15 protein-coding genes and 3 pseudogenes are annotated in these 22335 nt (G+C 71.2%); 9 read left to right on the top strand and 9 right to left on the bottom strand.

What is annotated here, in order from left to right; genetic code table 11:
• Nucleotides 1–69: 69 nt before the first annotated feature.
• A complete protein-coding gene (locus tag ACFY01_RS25620) occupies nucleotides 70–1896 on the bottom strand; it encodes a hypothetical protein (RefSeq protein WP_390738066.1) in 1827 nt (608 codons plus the stop codon).
• Nucleotides 1897–2000: 104 nt separating this feature from the next.
• Nucleotides 2001–2267: a helix-turn-helix domain-containing protein gene (locus tag ACFY01_RS25615; RefSeq protein ID WP_390738065.1), complete on the bottom strand. Its 267-nt coding sequence runs from the start codon at nucleotides 2265–2267 to the stop codon at nucleotides 2001–2003.
• A gap of 32 nt (nucleotides 2268–2299) precedes the next feature.
• On the opposite strand from ACFY01_RS25615, the gene map reads away from it, so the two are divergent.
• Nucleotides 2300–3067 (top strand): type I methionyl aminopeptidase, encoded by a 768-nt coding sequence (gene map / locus ACFY01_RS25610; RefSeq protein ID WP_390738064.1) that lies wholly within the window; start codon nucleotides 2300–2302, stop codon nucleotides 3065–3067.
• Nucleotides 3068–3285: 218 nt separating this feature from the next.
• A complete protein-coding gene (locus ACFY01_RS25605) occupies nucleotides 3286–5841 on the top strand; it encodes an ATP-dependent Clp protease ATP-binding subunit (RefSeq protein WP_390738063.1) in 2556 nt (851 codons plus the stop codon).
• A 15-nt stretch (nucleotides 5842–5856) separates the two neighbouring features.
• On the opposite strand, the gene ggt is transcribed toward ACFY01_RS25605, so the two are convergent.
• Complete coding sequence (ggt, locus tag ACFY01_RS25600; RefSeq protein ID WP_390738062.1) at nucleotides 5857–7656, bottom strand: gamma-glutamyltransferase; 1800 nt, start codon at nucleotides 7654–7656, stop codon at nucleotides 5857–5859.
• A gap of 105 nt (nucleotides 7657–7761) precedes the next feature.
• Between ggt and ACFY01_RS25595 the strand changes: the two genes are divergently transcribed.
• Complete coding sequence (locus tag ACFY01_RS25595) at nucleotides 7762–8526, top strand: hypothetical protein (protein WP_390738061.1); 765 nt, start codon at nucleotides 7762–7764, stop codon at nucleotides 8524–8526.
• Nucleotides 8527–8642: 116 nt separating this feature from the next.
• Complete coding sequence (locus ACFY01_RS25590) at nucleotides 8643–10211, top strand: CocE/NonD family hydrolase (protein WP_390738060.1); 1569 nt, start codon at nucleotides 8643–8645, stop codon at nucleotides 10209–10211.
• 136 nt (nucleotides 10212–10347) lie between these two features.
• Here ACFY01_RS25590 and ACFY01_RS25585 read toward each other — a convergent pair whose 3' ends face one another.
• The 4 genes from ACFY01_RS25585 to pcaC all read right to left on the bottom strand — a co-directional run bounded on the left by ACFY01_RS25585 (nucleotide 10348) and on the right by pcaC (nucleotide 13663).
• Nucleotides 10348–10764 (bottom strand): DUF6278 family protein, encoded by a 417-nt coding sequence (locus ACFY01_RS25585; protein WP_390738059.1) that lies wholly within the window; start codon nucleotides 10762–10764, stop codon nucleotides 10348–10350.
• Between the two features lie 89 nt (nucleotides 10765–10853).
• Nucleotides 10854–11633: an exodeoxyribonuclease III gene (locus ACFY01_RS25580; RefSeq protein ID WP_390738058.1), complete on the bottom strand. Its 780-nt coding sequence runs from the start codon at nucleotides 11631–11633 to the stop codon at nucleotides 10854–10856.
• A 57-nt stretch (nucleotides 11634–11690) separates the two neighbouring features.
• Entirely contained in the window at nucleotides 11691–12326 is a 636-nt protein-coding gene (locus ACFY01_RS25575) for an MBL fold metallo-hydrolase (RefSeq protein WP_390738057.1), read from the bottom strand.
• A gap of 38 nt (nucleotides 12327–12364) precedes the next feature.
• Entirely contained in the window at nucleotides 12365–13663 is a 1299-nt protein-coding gene (pcaC, locus tag ACFY01_RS25570; RefSeq protein WP_390738056.1) for a 4-carboxymuconolactone decarboxylase, read from the bottom strand.
• A 108-nt stretch (nucleotides 13664–13771) separates the two neighbouring features.
• Between pcaC and ACFY01_RS25565 the strand changes: the two are divergent.
• Together ACFY01_RS25565 and ACFY01_RS25560 are read left to right on the top strand one after the other, a co-directional pair.
• A pseudogene (locus ACFY01_RS25565) lies at nucleotides 13772–14029 on the top strand (hypothetical protein); the annotation flags it as partial.
• Between the two features lie 75 nt (nucleotides 14030–14104).
• A pseudogene (locus ACFY01_RS25560) lies at nucleotides 14105–14801 on the top strand (hypothetical protein).
• 146 nt (nucleotides 14802–14947) lie between these two features.
• On the opposite strand, the pseudogene ACFY01_RS25555 reads toward ACFY01_RS25560, so the two are convergent.
• Nucleotides 14948–15589 (bottom strand): annotated as a pseudogene (locus tag ACFY01_RS25555) (DUF317 domain-containing protein); the annotation flags it as partial.
• A 216-nt stretch (nucleotides 15590–15805) separates the two neighbouring features.
• On the opposite strand from ACFY01_RS25555, the gene ACFY01_RS25550 reads away from it, so the two are divergent.
• The 3 genes from ACFY01_RS25550 to ACFY01_RS25540 all read left to right on the top strand — a co-directional run bounded on the left by ACFY01_RS25550 (nucleotide 15806) and on the right by ACFY01_RS25540 (nucleotide 20547).
• Nucleotides 15806–16534 carry a hypothetical protein gene (locus tag ACFY01_RS25550; RefSeq protein WP_390738055.1) on the top strand — a complete coding sequence of 243 codons (729 nt, stop codon included), beginning with the start codon at nucleotides 15806–15808 and terminating at the stop codon, nucleotides 16532–16534.
• Nucleotides 16535–16761: 227 nt separating this feature from the next.
• On the top strand, nucleotides 16762–19590 hold the full coding sequence (locus tag ACFY01_RS25545) for a CHAT domain-containing protein (protein ID WP_390738054.1): 2829 nt from the start codon (nucleotides 16762–16764) through the stop codon (nucleotides 19588–19590).
• A gap of 192 nt (nucleotides 19591–19782) precedes the next feature.
• Nucleotides 19783–20547 (top strand): hypothetical protein, encoded by a 765-nt coding sequence (locus tag ACFY01_RS25540; protein ID WP_390738053.1) that lies wholly within the window; start codon nucleotides 19783–19785, stop codon nucleotides 20545–20547.
• Here ACFY01_RS25540 and ACFY01_RS25535 read toward each other — a convergent pair.
• A complete protein-coding gene (locus ACFY01_RS25535) occupies nucleotides 20505–22262 on the bottom strand; it encodes a GAF domain-containing protein (RefSeq protein ID WP_390738052.1) in 1758 nt (585 codons plus the stop codon). The genes ACFY01_RS25540 and ACFY01_RS25535 overlap by 43 nt on opposite strands.
• Nucleotides 22263–22335 lie beyond the last annotated feature (73 nt).

Genomic DNA, 22335 nt, shown 5'->3' with positions numbered 1-22335 from the left:
CGTCAAGCCGCTGAGTCGATCGTGTTTCGCACTCCAGTGGGTGATCGGGGGTTACTGGCGGTACGGCGGTCAGGCGGTGAATCCGGCGACGCGGACGGCGTGCAGCAGGTCCCAGTGCCGCTCCTGGGAGACGCCCCGCGCGGCCTGGAGCAGCAGCGGGACCAGACGCCGCGGGTCGGCGGCGACGCTGCGCGCGGCCTCCTCGGGGGTGCGCACCCGGACGTAGGCGTCGAGCAGGACCCGCACCTCGCGGTCGCGGCCCTGTGCGTCCAGTGCCAGCACGGCCTCGGCTATCTCGGCGGCCGGGCGGGCCACGCCCTGCCGCAGGATCTGCTGCCCGTCGGCGGAACGCCCCGCCGCGTCCAGGGCGTCGGCGGCGGCCACCAGCCGGTCGGCGGGCAGCGAGGCCGCCTCCCACAGCAGGGTCGTCCAGTCGGCGCCGAGCCCGGCGCGCCGGAGTTCCGCCGCGAGCGGCGGGAAGCGGGAGGCGGGCCAGTACGCGGCCTCGGCCAGCAGGGCGTGCGCCTCGCCGCTGCGGCCCTCCGCACGCAGCCGTACGAGCCGCTCGACGGCCTCCGCGACGGGCCGTGCCGCCTCGGTGTCCTCGACGTACGCGACGTGCGCGGGCTCGGTCCGCGGCTCCGGACGGCGTGCCTCCTGCGCGGCGCCGGCGAACCGGGCGCCGCGCGGGGTGCGCCGGGGCGCAGGCGCCGGGTCGGCGGCGAGCGGCTGCGCCGGGGCCCGCGCCACCTCGGGCATCACGGCCGGCGCCGCCGCCTCCTCGGTCATCCCGGCGAAGCGTGCACTGCCCCGGCGGCGCTTGCGCTGCTTGGGGGTGGCGGGGGACGGCTCGGGAGCAGGGGCCCACTCGGGCGTGGGGTGCGGGGCGGGGGCTGGCACCGGGGACGGGGACGGCGCCGGGGACGGGGTGGTGGCTGTGGCGGCGGGTTCGGGCCGGGCGGGGTGCTCGTGGTCGGTGGCCGGTGTCCGGTCAGGGCGGCGGAAGGGATGGAAGGCGGTGGGATCGGCGGTGGGATCGGGGGGTGTGGCCCACCGGGCGTCGCCGGGCGCCGGGCCGGAGGGGCGGGGGGCGGTCGCGCCGGCCGTGGCCGCGGCTCCGGGGGCGTCGCCCGGGGAGCCGGGTGTCCGGGACCGGCGGCGGTACTCGCGGAGGGAACCCCCCGCGGCGGCGATCTGCGGTGCGTCGCCCGCCTCACGCGGCAGCCGGGCCGGGGTGCGGTGGTCGCGGGCGGGGGCCTCCGGGGCGGCGCCGCGCGCCGGATGCGGCCCCGCCGGGGCCGCCTCGTCCGTGCCCGGCGGAAAGCCTCCCCCGGCCGGGAACACATCCGCGTCCGCGCCCCGCCGGACGGCCGGTGTGCCTCGGGTCGCGCGCCGGTCCAGGTCGGCCATGCGGGACCGGAGTTCCGCGCACCGCGCGGTGGCGCGTTCGTGGTCGTCGTGGGCCCAGGCGAGGTCGAGGCGGAGGGCGTCGGCCTCCTCGGGCGTGGTGGCCGCGGCGAGCAGCCGGTCGAGTTCGGCCTGCCGTTCGGCGGCGTACCGCTGCTCGCGCAGCATCACGTCGAGCCGGTCGCCGAGTTCCGCCCGGGCGCCCGGCAGGGCATCGTGTGCGGCGAGGGCGGCCATGTGCAGGACCCCGGCCCGTTCCCTCTCGGCCTCCGCCGCCGGGGCGCCGTACGTCACCGCGAGGTCGTGCAGGAGCGCGTCCACCACGTCCCACGGCGGCACCTCACGCCCGCCGAGACAGGCCCGCATGCCTTCGGGGTCGCGCTGCCAGAACACCCCGCACCAGCCGCCGCCCTGGTCCAGGCGCGCCAGCAGACCATCCAGGTAGTTCGCGAACTCCCGCACCTTCCCGGGGAGTTGATCCACAGCCATCGCCCAACTCCCGCCCGACCGGAGCACTCCGGTCAGTCAGGCAACACCAGTCGTGTTACATCGCTGCTACGTCCAGTTTTCGGAGAAGCTGCGCGAGCCGCCCATTACGGGTTCTTGACCGGCACACCGGCGAGCTCGCACCGCTCGGCCACCTCGTCCATCGACAGCCCGAGCGCCCGGGCCAGCGCGGCCACCGTGAAGAACGCGGGAGTGGGCGCACGGCCCGTCTCGATCTTGCGGAGGGTCTCGGCGGAGATGCCCGCCTCGGCGGCGACGTCCGTCATGCTGCGCGCGCCGCGCGCGTCACGGAGCAACCGCCCGAGCCGCTCGCCGCGCTCACGCTCCTCGGGGGTGAGAGGGGTACGCACCATGCCACCATTCTAATACCGGTATAGTAATTGGCATGGTGGAACTGAAGACGGACACGTCGATCGAAGCGATGCACGCAGCCGGCCGGGTCGTGGGGCAGGCCCTGACAGCCGTACGGAAGGCCGCGGCCGTCGGCGTCAGCCTGCTGGAACTGGACGAGGTGGCCCGGGAGGTGCTGCGTGCGGCGGGCGCCTCCTCACCGTTCCTCGGCTACCGCCCCTCCTTCGCCCCGACCCCGTTCCCCGCGGTGATCTGCGCCTCGGTCAACGACGCGATCGTGCACGGGATCCCGGACCGGTACCGGCTGCGCGACGGCGACCTGGTCTCCATCGACTGCGGTGCCGTACTGGACGGCTGGGCCGGCGACTCGGCGATCAGCTTCACCGTGGGACGGGCCCGCCCGGCCGACCTACGACTGATCGAGACGGCCGAGCGGGCCCTGGCGGCGGGTATCGAGGCGGCGGTCGTCGGCAACCGCATCGGCGACATCGCCCACGCCGTCGGCACGGTGTGCCGGGCGGCGGGGTACGGCATCCCGGACGGGTTCGGCGGGCACGGTATCGGCCGCCGCATGCACGAGGACCCTCCGGTACCGAACGAGGGCCGCCCCGGCCGGGGCCTCCGCCTGCGCCACGGCATGGCCCTGGCGATCGAGCCGATGCTGATCGCCGGCGGAACCGACGGCTACTACGAGGCCCCGGACGGCTGGACACTCCGCACGACCGACGGCTCCCGGGCGGCCCACGCGGAACACACCGTGGCGGTCACGGAAGCGGGCCCGCGCATTCTCACCGAGCGGTAGGACAGCCCCGCCAGGGGCGCGGGACCGTATCGACATGCGGCTCCGCCGCGGGGGCGCGAGAAACCACGACGAAGCCGCACGCGTGAATCAACCCGAATCCCCCCGAACCCTGGGCGACCAGAACATGCCGCCAGAAACAGAACGTGCCATCGTGGCATGAGCGCACCCCATCCCGGTTACCCGGCGGGAGCCACACGTCAGCGAAGGAAACGGAAACGATGACCAGCGGCTTCATCGGCCCGGAGGGCGACCCCTTCGGCGACTTCCTCGCCCGCTTCTTCGGCGGAGCCGGTCCGGGTCCCGGGCCCCGCCAGATCGACATCGGCCGGCTGCTCAGCCAGCCGGCCCGGGAACTGGTGAGAGGCGCCGCCCAGTACGCAGCCGAGCACGGCAGCCGGGACCTGGACACGCAGCACCTGCTGCGCGCGGCGCTCGCCGCCGAACCCACCCGGAGTCTGCTCAGCCGGGCCGGCGCGAACCCGGACTCGCTCGCGACGGAGATCGACGAGCGGTCCGGCCCCGCCCAGCATCCGCCGGGCGAGGCACCGCCGCCGACGACGCTCTCCCTGACCCCCGCGGCCAAGCGCGCCCTGCTGGACGCGCACGACCTGGCCCGCTCGCGGGGCGCCGGGTACATCGGCCCCGAGCACGTGCTGAGCGCGCTGGCCGCGAATCCGGACTCGGCCGCCGGGCACATTCTGCACGCGGCCCGTTACGCGTCCTCCGGTCTTCCGCCCGAGACTTCCGAGGCCGAACGGACCCGGACCGCCGAGCGGCAGCGCCCCACGTCGACGCCGACGCTGGACAAGTACAGCCGCGACCTGACCGACCTTGCCCGGCAGAGCGGCATCGACCCCGTGATCGGGCGGGACGACGAGATCGAGCAGACCATCGAGGTGCTCTCCCGGCGCGGCAAGAACAACCCGGTCCTGATCGGTGACGCGGGCGTCGGCAAGACCGCGATCGTGGAGGGCCTGGCCCAGCGGATCGCCGACGGGGACGTGCCCGACGTCCTCCTCGGGCGCCGGGTGGTCGCCCTGGACCTGACCGGGGTGGTCGCGGGCACCCGCTTCCGCGGCGACTTCGAGGAACGGCTGAACAACATCGTCGGCGAGATCCGCGCCCACTCCGACCGCCTGATCGTCTTCATCGACGAACTGCACACCGTCGTCGGCGCGGGCGGTGGCGGCGAGGGCGGGGCGATGGACGCGGCCAACATCCTCAAGCCCGCGCTGGCCCGCGGCGAGCTGCACATCGTCGGCGCGACGACGCTGGAGGAGTTCCGGCGGATCGAGAAGGACGCGGCGCTGGCCCGCCGCTTCCAGCCGATCCTGGTGCCCGAGCCGACCGTCGCGGACGCCCTGGAGATCCTGCGCGGGCTGCGCGACCGGTACGAGGCCCACCACCAGGTCCGCTACGCCGACGAGGCGCTGGTGGCCGCCGTGGAGCTGTCCGACCGCTACCTCGCCGACCGCCGCCTGCCGGACAAGGCGATCGACCTGATCGACCAGGCGGGGGCACGGGTGCGGCTGGGCGCCCGGACCAAGGGCACGGACGTACGCGCCATGGAGCGCGAGGTCGAGCAGCTGACCCGGGACAAGGACCAGGCGGTCGCGGACGAGCAGTACGAGCAGGCGACCCAGCTCAGGGACCGCATCACCGGGCTGAAGCAGCGGATCGCGGAGACCGCCGGCGAGGACCGGGCCGACGAGGGCCAGGACCTGGAGGTGACGGCCGAGGCCGTCGCCGAGGTGGTGTCCCGGCAGACCGGCATCCCGGTCAGCCGTCTCACGCAGGAGGAGAAGGAGCGCCTGCTGGGCCTGGAGGAGCACCTGCACCAGCGGGTGGTCGGCCAGAACGAGGCGGTCGCGGTGGTCGCCGAGGCGGTGATGCGCTCGCGTGCCGGGCTGGCGAGCCCCGACCGGCCGATCGGCAGCTTCCTGTTCCTGGGCCCGACCGGTGTCGGCAAGACCGAACTGGCCCGGGCACTGGCGGAGTCGCTGTTCGGCAGCGAGGACCGGATGGTCCGCCTGGACATGAGCGAGTACCAGGAGCGGCACACCGTCTCCCGGCTGGTCGGCGCCCCGCCCGGGTACGTCGGCCACGAGGAGGCCGGCCAGCTCACCGAGGTGGTGCGCAGGCACCCGTACTCGCTGCTGCTGCTGGACGAGGTGGAGAAGGCGCATCCGGACGTCTTCAACATCCTGCTCCAGGTGCTGGACGACGGGCGCCTCACCGACTCGCAGGGCCGCACCGTCGACTTCACCAACACCGTGATCGTGATGACCAGCAACCTCGGTTCCGAGGCGATCAACCGGCGCGGCGCCGGCATCGGCTTCGGGCCGGGCGGCGCCGAGGCCGACGAGGAGGCGCGGCGGGAGCAGATCCTCAGGCCGCTGCGCGAGCACTTCCGGCCGGAGTTCCTGAACCGCATCGACGAGATCGTCGTCTTCCGTCAGCTCACCGCCGAACAGCTGCGGCAGATCACGGATCTGCTGCTGGAGCGGACCCGCCGGATGCTGCACGCGCAGGGCGTCACGGTGGAGTTCACCGACGCGGCCGTGAACTGGCTCGCCGAACGCGGCTACGAGCCGGAGTACGGCGCCCGTCCGTTGCGCCGCACCATCCAGCGCGAGGTCGACAACCAGTTCTCCCGGCTGCTGCTCGACGGCCGGATCGGGGACGGCAGCCGGGTGACGGTGGACGTGGCGGACGGGCGGCTGGTGTTCCGCACCGAGGAGCCGGCCGAGAAGCCGCCCGTCCCGGAGTTGTGAACCCCTGGGCCCGGCCTACGGCGCCGGGTCCACCACCATCGCCGAGCCGCCGCCGCGTCGTACCTTCTCGGCGGCGGCCAGCCATTCGCCGTTGCCCAGCCGCTGCACGCCGGTCGCCGCGCCGATCTCGGGGTTGAGCGAGAAGGAGTGCCCGATGGCTTCCAGCTTGCCGCGCAACTCGCCGTTGTAGAGGGCGGGTTCGAGTTCGGTCTTGGCCGCGTTGCGCTGGCTGGCGCGGGGTGCGGCGATGGCGTCGACCAGGGGCAGGTGCCGGTCGAGGAACCCGGTCAGGGTCTGGAGCACGGTGGTGATGATGGTGGCGCCGCCGGGCGAGCCCAGCGCCACCACCGGCCTGTCGTGCCGGTCGAGCACGATGGTCGGCGAGATCGAGGACCGCGGCCGCTTGCCGGGTCCCGGCAGGTTCGGGTCGTGCACGGCCGGATTGGCCGGGGCGAAGGAGAAGTCGGTCAGCTCGTTGTTGAGCAGGAACCCGCGGCCGGGCACGGTGATGGCGCTGCCGCCGGTCTGCTCGATGGTGAGCGTGTAGGAGACGACGTTGCCCCACTTGTCGGCGACGGTGAGGTGGGTGGTGTTCTCGCCCTCGTACGTCGTCGGGGCGGCCGTGCCGCCGGCGGCGCAGGCGGCGGGGTGGCGCGGGTCGCCGGGCGCGACCGGGCTGGTGAGGACCGAGTCGTCCTGGACCAGGCAGGCGCGGGAGTCGGCGTACTTCTGCGAGAGCAGCTGCTTGGTCGGTACGTCCTCGAAGGCGGGGTCGCCGACCCAGCGCCCGCGGTCGGCGAACGCGATGCGGCTCGCCTCGATGAAGTGGTGCAGGTACTGGACGTCACCGGCCTTGGACAGGTCGGTGTTCTCCAGGATGTTGAGGGCCTCGCCGACCGTGGTGCCGCCCGAGGAGGAGGGGGCGATGGAGTACACCTTCCGCCCGCGGTACGAGGTCTGCGAGGGCGCCTGGAGTTTGGCGCGGTAGGCCGCGAGGTCCTTCGCGGACAGCTTGCCGGGGCGGGCGTTCCAGCCGGAACTCTTGTCGACCGGCGGGTTGTTGACGGTGCGGAGGACGTCCCTGCCGAGGTCGCCGCGGTAGACCGCGCCGACGCCCTTCCTCGCCAGCTCCTCGTAGGTGCGGGCGAGGTCGGGGTTCTTGAAGGTGGAGCCGACGACCGGGAGCTGCCCGTTCGGCAGGAACAGCTTGGCGGTGTCCGGGAAGTAGCGGAAGCGGGTCTCGTTGGCCGCCGTCTGGGAGCGGAAGGTGTCGTCGACGGTGAAGCCGTCGCGGGCGATCCGCTCGGCGGGCCCGAGGACCGTGCCGAGCTTTCTGCTGCCCCACTCGTCCAGCGCGGTCTGCCAGGTGGCGGGCGTGCCGGGCGTGCCGACGCTCAGGCCGCTGCTGACGGCGTCGGCGAAGGCGAGGGGCTTGCCGTTCTCCAGGAAGAGACCGGAGCCGGCGGTCAGCGGCGCGGTCTCCCGGCCGTCGATCGTATGGACCGTACGGGTTCTGGCGTCGTAGTAGACGAAGTAGCCGCCTCCGCCGATGCCGGAGGAGTAGGGCTCGGTGACGCCGAGCGCGGCGGCCGTGGCGACGGCGGCGTCCACGGCGTTGCCGCCCTTCCTCAGCACCTCGATGCCGGCGGCGGAGGCGTCCGCGTCGACGCTGGCGACGGCACCGCCGTACCCGACAGCGACCGGGACCTTCCGTGGGACGGCGTCGGCGGCGGAGGGTGGCGCTGCCGCCCCCACCGACACCACGGCGGCCGAGACCGCCAGGACCGACAGTTTCCGTGCGACAGGGCGACGCATCCGCACCTCCAGCCGAGGGACCGTCCGGGCAGCTTAGTGCATCGTCATGATCACGTCAGGAACGCGTCGAACACGGGTACGCCGGACCCGCTACCATGCGCGGCCATGAACGACGACGTGCGCAACATCGTACTGGGCGTGGTGGCGGCCGGCATCAGCGCCGGGCTGGGCTGGATCGCCCGCACGTATCTGTGGAAGCGGAAGCTCCGCCGCAGGCAGGCCTTCTTCGGGCTGCCGGAGAACTCGGAGACGTTGCTCGTCGTCAACCGCGACCCCGCCACGTCCGAGCCGGCGGTCCACCGCTTCGACGTGTTCGCCCTGCTGGAACTCGCCGCGCTGATCAAGGACTGCGGGGCGAACCTGCAGGTGGTGACCCAGGACTCCGTCCGGCAGGGCTTCGGCGAGCGCACCGAGTTCTGCGTGGGCGGCCCCGGCTCGAACCGGCGCATGCTGGCCCACATGTCGGCGATGCTGCCCGGCATACGCGTCAACGTGGACCCGGAACCGGGCCCGGACCGCGGCGCCTTCCAGATCGGCAGCGAGCGCCACCGCATGGAGCCGGGCGTCACGGAGTACGTCCTGCTGGCCCGGCTCACCGCGGGCGAGCGGCGTGAGGCACGGCCGGTGTTCCTGTTCTGCGGGCAGCGGGCGATCACCAACCAGGCGGCGACCCGGTACCTCGCCCGCAACCACGAACGGCTGGCCCGCAAGCACGGCAACAACTCCTTCGTGCTGCTGCTGAAGGTCGTCAACTCCGAGGCCTACGGCCCCGACGTGGTGGAACTGGTCGCGGACGTGACGCGGGCGGCGCAGGCGCCGCTGCCGGCCCCGGAGCCCTCCCCCACACGCGCCTCGCACCGCGCCTCCTGACTTCATTCACACGGCAACAATCTTTACTGGCACGTAACTTACCGACGGGTTACCTAAGGTAAGGCTCCCCGGTTACCGTCTGGTCACTTTGCACTGACACGAGTGAGGAGTGGCCCGTGGGAACCCATCGCCAGGCCCTGCGTACGACCGCCGTGGGCGCCGTCTCCGCGACACTGATCGCCGGTGGCGTTCTCGGTCTCGCCCCGACCGCCCAGGCGGCGCAGAACAGCGTCCGTTTCGTCGACATCACCGGCGACGGCGGCACGGTGCTGGGGGCGAACGTCGTCACGCCCGCGGGGGCCGACGGCACCCGCCGCTACCCGCTGATCGTGCTGCCCACGAGCTGGAGCCTGCCCCAGTTCGAGTATCTCGCCCAGGCCCGCAAGCTCGCCGACTCCGGGTACGTCGTGCTCACGTACAACGTGCGCGGGTTCTGGCAGTCCGGCGGCGAGATAGAAGTGGCGGGGCCGCCCGACACGGCCGACGCCTCCAAGGTGATCGACTGGGCGCTCGCCAACACCCCGGCGGACCCGGAGCACGTGGGGATGGCGGGGGTCTCCTACGGCGCCGGGATCAGTCTGCTGGCGGCCGCCCACGACAAGCGGATCAAGGCCGTCGCCGCGCTGAGCGGCTGGGCGGACCTGACCGGCTCCATCTACTCCGGCCGGACCCAGCACGTCCAGGCCGCCGCCCTGCTGGACGGCACGGCCACCGTCACCGGCCGGGAGAGCCCCGAACTCCGCCAGGTCTTCGACGACTTCTACGCCTCCAACCTGGCCAAGGAGCCGGACCTCCTGGCCTGGGGAAAGAAACGTTCCGCCGCGACCTACCTCGACCAGCTGAACGAGAACCACCCGGCGGTCATGATGGCCAACGCCTGGGGCGACACCATCTTCCCCGCGAACCAGTACGCCGACTTCTACGCGCGGCTCACGGGACCCAAGCGACTGGAGCTCCGGCCCGGCGACCACGCGACCCCCGAGCTGACCGGCCTGTTCGGACTGCCCAACGACGTGTGGAGCGACACCGAGCGCTGGTTCGACCACTACCTCAAGGGCACGGACAACGGCATCGACCGCGAGCAGCCGGTCCGGCTCAAGTCCCGTACGACGGGCGGCTACGAGGGCTACCCCGACTGGAAGTCGGTCACCGCGACCCGCCGGAAGATCGCGCTCGCGGGCTCCACCACCATCCACGCCAACGTCGACTCGGGCGCGGACGGCGGGGTGATCTTCCTCTCCAGCATCCTCGACCAGGTGGCACAGCTGCCGCCCGTCACATCGGTCCCGCTGCTCCCCCGCCGCTGGGCCGCGGTGTGGCAGTCCGAGAAGTACACCTCCGCCCAACAGGTGCGCGGCACCGCGAGCTTGCACACCACGCTGACCCCGACCGAGGAGAGCGGCACCCTCATCGCCTACCTGTACGACGTGGGGCCGCTCGGCTTCGGCAAGCTGGTCACCCACGCCCCGTACACCTGGCACGGACGGACGCCCGGCCAGTCGTTCGACGTGGACCTGGATCTGTTCTCCACCGCCTACGACGTCCCGGCCGGGCACCGTCTCGCCCTGGTCGTGGACACGGTCGATCCGCTCTACATCGAGCACAACCCGTCCGGCGCGCAGCTGACCTTCTCCTCGCCGGCGGACGACCCGTCATACGTGTCGGTACCGCTGCGCGAGCAGTGATCGCCGGCTGCCGCCGGCCGGGTCTGGCTCGGTGAACCGCCACCCCACGAAGGGCACATCCTATGCGACGACCACCGGCCGGGCAGCCGACCGGGGTCGCCGCCCGGTGACCTGGGGCGTAACGGGCGGGCTGTGCCTAGGACTCGGCGACCTCGGCGTAGAGTTGCGAGAGCTCCGGCACCCCGCTCGCGGCCCACTCGTGGCCGGACGCGACGACGTCGAACTCCCGGCCGGACGCCAGCCGTACGACCGGCCCGGCGGGACGGAGGTCCCACACCGCTCCGGTCACGGTGCGCACGATCACCGTGCCCAGGTAGCAACCGGCGTCGTTGCCCAGCCAGGGCAGGGTCTCCGCGTCGTCGCGCCAGCGCGGCAGCACCTGGTCGAGCGCCTCCAACGAGGCCGGGGAGTCGTCGAGCCGGACCCCCGCCTCCTCCGCCTGGGAGCGCAGCAGTTCGCACTCGGAGAGGAGGTCGGCGACACCCTCGGGGTCGGTGGGGAGCACCGCCTCCCCGGTCTTGGGGTGCCGGTGGCCCAGGAAAGGGATGTTCATACACCCAGCGTGGCACTCGCGGCGCCGTGCGCACCACAGCCCGGGCGCTGGTGTCGTGCCCTCTACACGTCCTCCACGTGCCGCACGCGCTACACGTCCAGGTCGACCACGACGGGCGCGTGGTCGGAGGCGCCCTTGCCCTTGCGCTCCTCGCGGTCCACGTAGGCGTCCTCGACCGCCTTCGCGAACGGTGCGTTGCCGTACACGAGGTCGATGCGCATGCCGCGGTTCTTGGGGAAGCAGAGCTGGCGGTAGTCCCAGTACGTGAAGGGGTGGTCGTACTTCAGCGGGCGCGGGACGACGTCGGACAGGCCCGCCTCACGCAGGGAGGCCAGGGCGGCGCGCTCGGCGGGGGTGACGTGGGTGCTGCCCTCGAAGGCGGCCACGTCGAAGACGTCGTCGTCGGTCGGCGCCACGTTGTAGTCGCCGAGCACCGCGAACGGGCGGCTGCCGCCCGCGTCGCCGGCGACGGCGGCCTTGAGGGCCTCGAACCACTGGAGCTTGTAGGCGTAGTGCGGGTGGTCCACCTCGCGGCCGTTGGGCACGTACACCGACCAGACGCGGACCGGGCCGCAGGTCGCGGAGATCGCACGGGGCTCCACCGCGCCGTCGTAGCCGGGGTCGCCGGGCAGGCCCTTGACGACGTCCTCCAGACCGACGCGGGAGAGCACCGCCACGCCGTTCCACCGGCCGGTGGCGTGGACCGCCGCCTCGTAGCCCAGCTCGCGCAGCTGGTCGAACGGGAACTGCTCCTCGGCGATCTTGGCCTCCTGGAGGCAGAGCACGTCGGTGCCGCTGCTCTCCAGCCAGGCCAGCAGCCTCGGGAGGCGGGCGGTGATCGAGTTCACGTTCCAGGTCGCGATGCGCATGTCCCACAACCTACCCGGCGGGTCCGACAACGCTGCCCGCCCGGCCTCCCGCGGCGGTCAGACCTGGGCGGACGACCCGGGCGCGAGCCGCAGGTGCTCGGCGCCGCCCAGGGCGCCGATCTGGCGGTCGTAGATCGGGCGGGCGAGGTCGGTGAGCAGGGCGTCGTGGATGTCGTAGGCGCGCTGCGGGCGTACCTCGCGCACGTAGTCGATGACCTCGGAGATCTTGTTCCACGGGGCCATGACCGGGAGCATCAGGGTCTCGACCGGCAGGCCGGGAACGGTGAGGGCGTCGCCGGGGTGGAAGACCTTGCCGTCGTCGACGAGGTAGCCGACGTTGGTGATGCGCGGGATGTCCGGGTGGATGACCGCGTGCAGTTCGCCGTGGACCTGCACGTCGAAGCCCGCGGCGGTGAAGGTGTCGCCGTGGCCGACGGTGTGCACCCGGCCCGGGAAGGCCGCGGCGAGCTGGTCGGCGACCGACTTCAGGGTCCAGATCTCGACCGCGGGGTCGGCCTCCAGGGCGGCCCGCAGCCGGCCCTCGTCGAAGTGGTCCGGGTGCTCGTGGGTGACCAGGACGGCGTCCGCGCCGGCGGCGGCGTCCTGCTCGCTGAAGCCGCCGGGATCGATGACGAGCGTCCGCCCGTCCTTCTCGAGGCGGACGCAGGCGTGGGACATCTTCGTGAGCTTCATGGCTTCCATCCTGCCTGCCGGCGTGGGGCGCGGGCGGGTCACCCCTCGGGCGTGGTCTCCTCGCGGATGACCTGCTGGGCCACCCGGAAGGCGCTGTTCGCCGCCGGTACGCCGCAGTAGACGGCTGCCTGGAGCAGCACCTCCTTGATCTCGCCGGGGGTCAGTCCGTTGCGCAGGGCCGCCCGGGTGTGGACGGCGAGGTCCTCCAGGTGGCCGCCGGCGACCAGCGCCGTGAGCGTGACGCAGCTGCGGGTGCGGCGGTCGAGGCCGGGGCGGTCCCAGACCTCGCCCCAGGCGTAGCGGGTGACGAACTCCTGGAAGTCCCCGGAGAAGTCGTCGGCCTGGGCGAGCGCGCGGTCCACGTGCGCGTCGCCGAGGACCTCCCGGCGGACCTTCAGCCCCGTGTCGTAGGGGTCGGACCGTCCGGGCAGCTGCTGCGGTACGACGACGGCCGGGGCGATCTCGGCGATGGGCCCGGCCTGCGGCGGCACGACCAGGACCGGCTGGGGGGCGACCGCCGGGAGGGCCGTCTGGCCGGTGGCGGGCTCGTGGGCGGCCTGCCAGGCGGTGGAGAAGTGTCTGACCAGCAGGTCGGTGACGGCCGCGGGCTGCTCGACGGGGACCAGGTGGGAGGCGCCGGGGACGACCGCGAGACGGGCGTCGGGGATCCCGGCGACGAGGGTGCGGGCCTCGGCCGGGCCGGTGACCTGGTCGTCGGAGCCGACCAGGACGAGGGTCGGCACGCCGACGCGGCCCAGCTCGGGCCGCACGTCGAACCCGGCGAGGGCCTCGCAGGCGGCGATGTAGCAGCCGGGGTCGGTGGTGCGGACCATCTGCACGGCCCACTCGGTGATCGCGGGCTGGGCGGCGGCGAACCCGCCGGTGAACCAGCGGTCGGGCGAGATACGGGCGATCGGGTCGAGCCCGTTGGTCCGTACGATCACCCCGCGTTGCCGGAACTCGTCGGCCGTGCCGAACCGCGGGGAGGCGGCGACCAGCGCGAGCGAGGCCAGCCGCTCCGGGTGGCGCAGCGCCAGCTCGATGCCGACCGCGCCGCCGAGCGCGCAGCCCGCGTAGCCGAAGCGGTGCACGCCGAGCCCCTCCAGCGTGGCCAGCAGCCGGGCGGCCAGCTCCGAGACGGACCCGGCCGGGTACGCGGGGGCGCCGCCGTGCCCGGGCAGGTCGAACCGGAAGATCCGCCACTGCCGGGCCAGTTCGGGGATCTGCCGGTCCCACATGTGCCATGTGGTACCCAGTGAGGGACCCAAGATCAGGACCGGAGCGTCTTCTGGCCCGTCAAAGCGGTATTGCAGGGTGTTCGGTGGTGTCTCACTCACGCCCCAGACCCTCTCACGTCTCACGAAATCTCACACGGCCAGGGGAACCCGGCGGCTGCTGGCTCTCACAGCACGACACGCCTCGGCACCTGCAGCTCCGGCGGCAGGAACGATCAGATCGAGGGACGGATGATGCCCTGGCCGTGGCCGATCGTCCTGAACGACGAGGTCGTCGCCTGCGCCGCGTGCGGAACGTACCGGGACTGGCTCATCATCTCCACCCGGGGCCAGGTGTGGCTGCGCTGCCGAACCGGGCACCAGCAGCTTGAAACGCGTCTGGACACCGCCTGGTTCAACCGGCACTCCGGCCCCTCGGACGCGACGCACGCGACGTTCGAGGACTGCCTGCGCCACCTCGGCCACTGACCCCTCCCCCTACGACCCCACCGGGCCCACGGCCCGCACTGCCCAGCCTGCCGCCTAGCACCAAGGGGTCTTTCCGTGCGCGTCCGCGTCGCTACCACCGGCCTCGCTCTCACCGCCGTCACCGTTCCCGCCCTGCCCGCCTGCTCCACCAACTCCAGCGCAGGGAATCCCGCTACCTCATCGGTCACCCGCGCCGAAACGCTGGCAACCCCCGAGCGGCAGACCGCGCCGCTGTCGTCGGCCGCGCTGGAGACCCTCCTGCTCGACGAGGGCGACCTTGGCAGCGGCTACACGCGCACGCCCGAGCGCCCCGCCCAGCACGACGACGTCACGGTCCTCGGCTGCCCCGCCCTGGACAAGCTCGGCGGCGACGCGGCCACCAGTGCATCCCTCGACTTCCCTCGCACGGCGAAGGCGTCCTTCACTTACACGGGCGACAGCGACTCGGCGGTGTCCGAGGAGCTGTACAGCGACACTGCCGACAAGCTGTCCGACGGCACGCGCCGGATCTTCGACGCGATGACCAACTGCCCGGAGTACCAAATCCTCCGGCAGCACCGCGATCGACGTCACCACGCAAAAGATGTCCGCACCCCAGCTCGGCGACGACTGCTGGAGCATGCTCCTTACCTTCTCCGCCGATGGGCATGACAGCGTCATCAAGCAGACCGCGGTCCGCGCCGGGAACGTGCTGCTGATCGTCTCCGGCTCACCCGCCCTCGTCGACCACCACCTCGACAAGGCACTCGCCACGGCGACAGCAGCCCGCTGACGCTCCCCCTCATACGTCACGGCGCCCCCGCCATGCCAACGGCCGGGGGCGCCGTGACGTATGAGGCTCTCCGCCTCTGGGGACGACGCTGAGGAGGCGTAGGAACATGGCAGTACAGCGAAATGCCCGGTCTCCCGCCGATTCGGGAGCCGGTCCCGCGTGCTCTCGGGCAGCACACGGCGCAGGACGGGCGCGGCGGAGCTGAGGGAGGCGGCGAAGGCGGCGACGAGATCGTGCGGCACGCTGGCGCTGAAGGACACGGCCCACAGGCACCGCGCGCCCAGGACGGGCTCTGCCCATGCCTGCCATCCGTCGGGTTCGGCCTCGTCCTGCGGTCAAGGTGCGGGGGTCGGCGTCCTGGATGAGGGATGGCACCCCTCCCAGGCTGAGGTGGGAGGTGAAGGCCGGGTCCGTCGCCCCCGCGTCGGGCTGCTCGACGTCACGCAGCCAGCCGTGCGCGGTGACGGTGTCGAGGACCAGCTCTGGACCGGTGAACGCGACGGTGGGCTGATCGCGGGCGTCGAGCGCGAGGAAGAAGTCAACGAGGACCTCTCCCGGGACGTCGGGGTGAAGTAGGCAGACCACTGCGCCAGCGGCACGCTCCCGTCCTCGCGGGCACAAACCTGCCAGGCGATCGGCAGGTCTCCCAAATGGAACGGCTCGTCCGGCAGCACCCATTGCGCCCATCGGAGGGCGTCGGGGCTGATGTGGAGGACGGTGCTACGCAACACCTGCCGGTCCTCCGGTCCCTCGTCGGGCTCCTGGCGTCCGCGGACGATCGTCAGATTACACAACCGTACGTCGGGCAGCTCGTGATCGCATGCGTGTAAGGGCTGTGCCGCAACGCACGCTCTGGCCCTGGGCGACCGTCAGTTGTTGTCCGCCAGTCGTTGCCGCAGCCGACGCAGGTGGTGCGAGATCGAGTCACCGTGCCGGACGAGACGCTGCGACCTGTAGCGACTACCTCACCCATACGGCCGCGAAATCTGGCCTACGCTGGCAGAATGGATGATATGTCGTCGTTGATACCCATCCTTGAGGAGGAGCCGCTACCGGCTCATGAGGTACTGGCCGAGCTTGCGCTGATGTCGGAGAACGACACCCGTGGCACCGGTGGCGATGACATCGTGGGGCAGATCTCTTTGGGATACCCGCAGGTCGCCCCGCTTGCCCTTCCCGACGACGCGAGCCAGGGTCTGCCCGACCCGTCCGCCTGGGACGTCGTCTGGGTTCGCTGGCCCTACACCGTGCACGAGCCCGCTGAGGGATTCCTGCACACTCGTGTCAAGGTGAGCTTCACGCTGGGGGACAACCAGTCACGAGCGATGGGGCTTAGCCCCAAAGACGTCACGGCCGAGGAGACCGTATCCCGAACCTACGGGCTGACGCCCATGCTTACTTTTGGGGTTGTCGAGTTGGGCGCGGACCTGTTCACTCATCAGGTCAGCTTCAGCAGACTGACGCCCCTGATTACGGCGTTCGGCGAAGGGGAGAGCACCTTCTTCTGGGTGTATCGCTCCGCAGCCGGCCAGCCCGTACGGCCAGGGACAAAGCACTCCATCGCAGTACTCCAGATCCCGGTCGGCCGAGGGCACCTGGACGTGACCGTCGGGGCGGAGGTCGAACTGCGTCGACGGTGGCTGGGCCGTTGGCGCCCGGGCCGGGCCGCCAGCGACATCCACGGAGCCCGCCTCACCCTCCCAGCCGCAGGTACAGCGAGCGCGGGAGAGTGAAGCGACGCGGGCGTCTGACGGCCGCGAACGCGGTTCGAGCAGCCATGCTGCGAGGTGATCACGAGCAGGCGCAGCGTCAGGCCCACTGGCTGGCGGATGAGTTCGTTGCAACATGCGATCAAGCCTTCGATACCAGCCGCACTCCGCGCCGCCGCGACTGCCTGGCTGTCTACCGGTGGAGCGCCGTCCACGGCAGTTGGGCGAGCACAGTACGGATAGTGGTCGACGTGTTGGAGCACTACGGCGCCCATGAGACGGCGGCCGGTGTCGCACGACGAGTTATCTGGCTACGGTCCGCGGCCTTCGGACAAGGAGCCGAGCCCACCCGCACGTGGCGGAACGCCTATGGGCGGTGCCTGCTCGGCTTGGGCCAGTACGAGGAGATCCTGCATGCTCTCCTCCCCTGGGCCCATCTCGGCGACGAAACCGCCTCTTACACGCTGAGCATCCTCGCCACGGCCTACCGAAACCGTGGTCAGTTGGAAACCGCCCGCGAGCACTATGAGCGTGCCTGGGCCATACGCACCAGGCTTCATCCACCCACACACCCGGCTGTCGCGACGCTGGCGGACAGCCTGGGTCTGCTGCACATCCAGCGCGGCGACGTGGTTGCCGCGGATCAGTGCCTCAGAGCAGCCCTACGGGTTCATCTGGCCGTCGAGGGACCGGACGGTTTGCCGACGGCAACGAGCCTTGGCCACCTCGCCGTCCTCAATGAGAGCATTGGCAGCTACGAGATGGCCCTCTCCCTGCTGGATGAGGCGCTGCGTATCCAGCTGAAACGTTGTCCGCCGGAACACCCCTCAGTCGAGACCACCGAGTGCAACAGGGCAGTGGTTCTGATACGCCTGGACCGGAAGGCCGAGGCAAGGGATGTCTTCGCGAACCTCCTTGAAGCCGCCAGATCCCGTATGGGGGAGAACCATCCGGACGTGGCGACTGCACTCAACAACCTGGGGTGGGCCGAGCAGGAACTCGGGCGCTGGGACCTGGCGCGCAACCACTACGAGGACGCGCTCGACCTGCGCCAACGCATCTTTCCCGCAAACCATCCGCTGTTGGCCATGAGCCTGCACAACCTCGGAACCGTTTACAGCCATCAAGGACAATGGCAATCAGCGGCGGACCTGCTTCGCCGTGCCCTGGGCATACGCACGGCTATACAAGGCGAGCAGCACAGCGACACGGTCAGCAGTTACCTTCACCTGGCCGACGTGCTGACGGCTCAGGGGCAGGCGGAAGACGCCCTGCGCCTGCTGATGCGGGCCAACCGGGCAGAACTTAGCACTATCCAACAGGTGTTGACGGTCGGCTCCGCCAGTCAGCGCGACCGCTACGCAACTCTGGCCTACCATAGCGTCCGCGCCCTGGCATCGCTGGTGCTGAACTTCCCTGGACTGCCCGGCGCGCCCGACGCACTCTTGGCGGCGCTACTGCGCAAGCGAGGCGTTGCCGGCAACGCCTTCCGCAGCGACCGGGCGGAGATCAGCACAGCAGGGCGGCCGGAACTGGCGAGTCTCCGGGACGAGCGTGACCGCGTCAGCCAGCGCCTGACTCAACTGGCCTTCGCCGGACCAACCTCTCCGGACGACGACGAACGCCATCGGCAGGAGATCGAGGATTTGATCGGACGCAAGGAGTTCCTCGAAGCGGAGCTTGCCCGGGCATTGGCCGATGGCTCCAGCGAGGGACGTGGCCTGAGAGCACCGGACGATGCGTCGTCCCTCAAAACGCTACTCCCAAAGGGCACCGCCTATGTGGAGTTCCTGCTCACGGAGGCCCGCGACTATAAGGCGATACGCGCCGGCGGTGATGCCCTACTCCGACGCGCCCACTACCTCATGCTGGTGGTCCGCCCCGAGCAGGGCTACGCCGTCGAATGTGTGGACCTCGGCGACGCCGAGCGAATCAACCGTGCTGCAGCCCTGTTCCGTACGCATCTCAGCGGCCGCCTCGACACCGTGGACCGCGCCCTGCTGACCCTTGAGGATCTCACCGGCGTGACGGTCGACGACATCGAGCGCGAACTGACCGTGCAGCTCACGGAGCCGCTCCTGATCGCTGTCGGTTCCGCGCGGAGACTCTTGGTCGTCCCTGACGCCGAGCTCGCCCAGTTGCCGTTTGCGGCCCTGCCCGACGCATCCGGGCAGCCGCTACTCCACCGATACGCCATCAGCTACTTGGCATCCGGAAGGGATCTTGAAGACGACAGGCTGGCGCCGAGCTCAGGAGCGCCACGAGTCATCGCTGCACCGGATTTCGATCTTGCGGCGCCTGCGGACAGTGCTCCCGCCTTTTTGGCGCCGCCGATTTCAGACGTGCGCGCTCCCGCACCCGTGCTGCGAGCTGCGTTGCCGCTGTTCACCACACTCGACGGGGCCCGTGAAGAAGGCAAGGTCGTCGCCGACCTGCTGGAGACAGCGCCCGTGACCGGACCGCACGCGACCAAGGCGGCCGTCCGGCAGCCCGGTCCGGCCCCAAGGATCCTGCACATTGTCACGCATGCGTACTTCCTCCCCGACCGAGGTGTAGAACAGGCTGGTTTCCGGCAGACCTGGCATGCCTCGCGGCCAGAGTCCCTGGCGCCCGTGGTGGGCGCCAATCCCATGCTGCAGTCAGGGCTCGCACTGTCCGGAGCCAACACCTGGCTGCGCGGCTTCCCGCTGCCGGCGGACGCGGGCGACGGCTTCCTAACTGCCGCCGAAGTGATGACACTCGATCTACACGGCACCGAGCTCGTGGTGCTCTCCGCCTGCGATACCGGACTCGGGTTACGGCATATCGCCGAAGGCAGCATCGGCCTCAGGAGGTCCTTCCTCCTCGCGGGCGCCGCCGCGGTGATCACCACCTTGTGGAAGATCCCCGACCGGCAGGCTGCGCATTTCATGGCCAGCTTCTATCGACTGCTCGTCTCCGGCGCGTCCCCGGCCGAGGCTCTGCGCAGCGCCCAGCTCCGCCATGCCGACGCCGGCCAGGAAGACTTCACTTGGGCCGCCTTCACTCTCTATACAAGGGGCGGGCCTACCGAGACAGCCGCACCACCCACGGATGCATGACCCGCCCAACGACCAGAACACCGACCGGTCACGGCACTGCTTTACTCCTCGAACAACGGCATTGTCCGCCCATGAGATAGTGAGGCCGCACGCAAGGGGCGTGCACCCACGGACCCCAGAGAACTCCTGCATGTCTGAGCGTGGTCTCGACTCATCTGGCTGCATACGTGGTGTCAACAGGTTTCACAAGGCGTGAGCCAGCTGATGGAAGCCTTCGAGGTGACGCACGGCTACCCTGCGGGGGACAACGAGGTGGCGCTGGCCGACGATGAGACGCGGGCCGCGGTCACCCTCCTGACCAACCACCGGTCCGAATATGCGGCCCTGCTGTCGCTCTTCGCCGTGATCGACAGCGTGTCTCTGCCCGACATCGGCAACGGGTACTTCATCCACCCGCCCTCTACCGTGACTGCGCACCTGGACGAGTACGGCGCGGTTCCTCTCGAGAATGGCGATCACGGAATCGTCTTCGGGAGCGACGGCGGCGGCAGTCTCTTCGCTCTCGCGGTTAACGGCACGGTCCCCGCGGCAGTCCGGGGATGGTTCGACCGCGGCGGCTTGGAACGGCAGCAGACCGGCCAGGCGCCGGGCCTCCCCGGCGGTCAACGACAGGGACGGGCCGGCTGTCGTGGGGGACGCGGGGAATGTCCGGGAAAGACGCGTCCCATGGCTGGCGGAAGACTGTGGGGTGCGAGGCGCGTGACGTTGATGGTGCGTCCGCAGCGGCTGGTCATTTCGTGGCATCTCCCTGCCGGGCGCCTTGCCCATGAACTCAACAGAGTGCTGGTCAGGGGTGCCCCACCCACCCGAGTCCGGGCCGGCGGGCCGGGACGGTGCCGGTTGTCCGTCCTGGCACCTTCCGTCCGACCGCGGTCGCGGCTGTCAGGATGCGGCTCGCCTGCCGACGCCGTGCGTCACCGGGCGGACCTGCCGCTCTCTGTCGAGTGCGGCGATTGAGCCAGCGGCGCGTGCCACACCAACCGCGTCCCCTTTCGGTCAGGGCGTTCCAACTCCATGCCGCCGCCGAGCTTCTGCGCGCGCTCGGCCATGTTGGTCAGACCACTGCGGCGACCTCCGTCCGGGATGCCGACGCCGTTGTCCGTGACCGTCAGGCGGACCTGCTTGCCGTCCGTCTCCAGCACGACGTCGGCGCGGTCGGCGCGGGCGTGCCGGGCGACGTTGGTCAGGGATTCGGTGAGCACGGCCATGACGTGGTCGGCGGTCGGACCGGGCACGTGCGTGTCGAGCAGGCCCTCCATACGAACGCTGGGAGCGAAGCCCAGAAGTGGAGCGGCCTCGCCGATCGCCCGCACCGCACGGGAACGCAGGCCGGGTGCCGCGTCGTCGTGGCGGGACCGCAGACCGAAGATTGTCGACCTGATGATCTTGATGGTTTCGTCGAGATCGTCCACCGCTCGCAGGATCCGCTCGGAGGCCATCGAGTCCTGGACCCGGCGACCGGCGCTCTGCAGGGTCATGCCGGTGGCGAAAAGCCGTTGGATGGCCAGGTCGTGCAGATCACGCGCGATGCGGTCGCGGTCCTCCAGCAGGGCGATCTGTTCGGCGTCCTGGCGGCGTTCCGCCAGCTCCATCGCGACGGCGGCCTGCGCGGCGAAGACCTGCAGCGGCTCGGTCTCCTTCTCGGAGAACTCCCGACCATCCGACTTCCGGACCAGCAGCACCACACCGCGGGCCTCGTCGCCCGTGCCGATCGGCACGGCGACGGCCGGTCCTAGCCCTTCGAAGGGCGGCGGACCGGCCGAGACCCGGGAGTCACGCAAGACGTCCGGGCTACTGACCGGTGCCCGCTGGACGAACGCCTGCCCGATGAGCGTGCCGTCCACGGGCAGTACGATCCCTCGCCACGCTTCGGCCTCCTGGCCTACGGCGAGTTCGACGGCAAGGGTGTCGGTTCCGCTCACCGGCATGGCCACCACGCTCAGGGCGGAGGCGGTGATCTCCCTGGCCCGTTCGGCGATGAGCGGCAGCACCCGGCCCTGGTCCGCGCCGGACATCAGGGTGTGGGTGATCTCGGCGTTCACCTGGAGCCAGCGCTCGCGGAGCCGGGACTCCTCGTAAAGACGGGCGTTGTCGATCGCCACGCCGGCCGCCACGGCCAGCGTCGCCAGCACCGACTCGTCGTCCTCGTCGAACTGCTGCCCGCCGCGCTTCTCCGTCAGGTACAGGTTGCCGAAGATATGATCGCGCACCCGGATCGGAACGCCGAGAAAGGTGTTCATCGGCGGGTGGTGGGCCGGGAACCCGTAGGAAGCGGGGTGGTGGGAGAGCTTGGTCAGGCGCAGCGGCTCGGGGTGGCGAATCAGCTCGCCCAGGATGCCGTGGCCCTCCGGGTAGGGGCCGATGCGCGCGATCTGCTCCGCGTCGACGCCCACGGTGTGGAAGGCGGACAGTCGCTTGCCGTCCGGTCCGATCACCCCGAGCGCCGCGTACTCAGCGTCGACCAGGGCCGCCGCGGCCTCGACGATGCTGCGCAGCGCCTGCTCCAGGTCGAGTTCGCGGCCGACCGACAGCACGGCTTCCAGGAGGCTGTGGACCCGGTCCCGGGTGCCGCGCGCCGCGTCCAGACGGGCCTGCAACTCCTCCAGCAGCTCGTCCAGCCGCAACTGAGGCAGCCGTACCTGTGCCTCGCGGGCCTCCTCGGCGTTCACCACCGCTGTTCCTCCAACGCCTCACCGCATGCCGCAGCCTTACCCGTGCACCTGCCACGGTAGCGGCTCGAACATG

The sequence above is a fragment of the Streptomyces sp. NPDC001480 genome (genome assembly GCF_042894725.1).
Classification (GTDB): Bacteria; Actinomycetota; Actinomycetes; order Streptomycetales; family Streptomycetaceae; genus Streptomyces.
This window is presented reverse-complemented; position numbering and strand designations above follow the sequence as displayed.

Bases quoted from the DNA above. Each gene is read 5' to 3' on its own strand.
- ACFY01_RS25620 (WP_390738066.1), bottom strand. From the start codon at position 1,896: ATGGCTGTGGATCAACTCCCCGGGAAGGTGCGGGAGTTCGCGAACTAC.
- ACFY01_RS25615 (WP_390738065.1), bottom strand. From the start codon at position 2,267: ATGGTGCGTACCCCTCTCACCCCCGAGGAGCGTGAGCGCGGCGAGCGG.
- map (WP_390738064.1), top strand. From the start codon at position 2,300: ATGGTGGAACTGAAGACGGACACGTCGATCGAAGCGATGCACGCAGCC.
- ACFY01_RS25605 (WP_390738063.1), top strand. From the start codon at position 3,286: ATGACCAGCGGCTTCATCGGCCCGGAGGGCGACCCCTTCGGCGACTTC.
- ggt (WP_390738062.1), bottom strand. From the start codon at position 7,656: ATGCGTCGCCCTGTCGCACGGAAACTGTCGGTCCTGGCGGTCTCGGCC.
- ACFY01_RS25595 (WP_390738061.1), top strand. From the start codon at position 7,762: ATGAACGACGACGTGCGCAACATCGTACTGGGCGTGGTGGCGGCCGGC.
- ACFY01_RS25585 (WP_390738059.1), bottom strand. From the start codon at position 10,764: ATGAACATCCCTTTCCTGGGCCACCGGCACCCCAAGACCGGGGAGGCG.
- ACFY01_RS25580 (WP_390738058.1), bottom strand. From the start codon at position 11,633: ATGCGCATCGCGACCTGGAACGTGAACTCGATCACCGCCCGCCTCCCG.
- ACFY01_RS25575 (WP_390738057.1), bottom strand. From the start codon at position 12,326: ATGAAGCTCACGAAGATGTCCCACGCCTGCGTCCGCCTCGAGAAGGAC.
- ACFY01_RS25550 (WP_390738055.1), top strand. From the start codon at position 15,806: ATGGATGATATGTCGTCGTTGATACCCATCCTTGAGGAGGAGCCGCTA.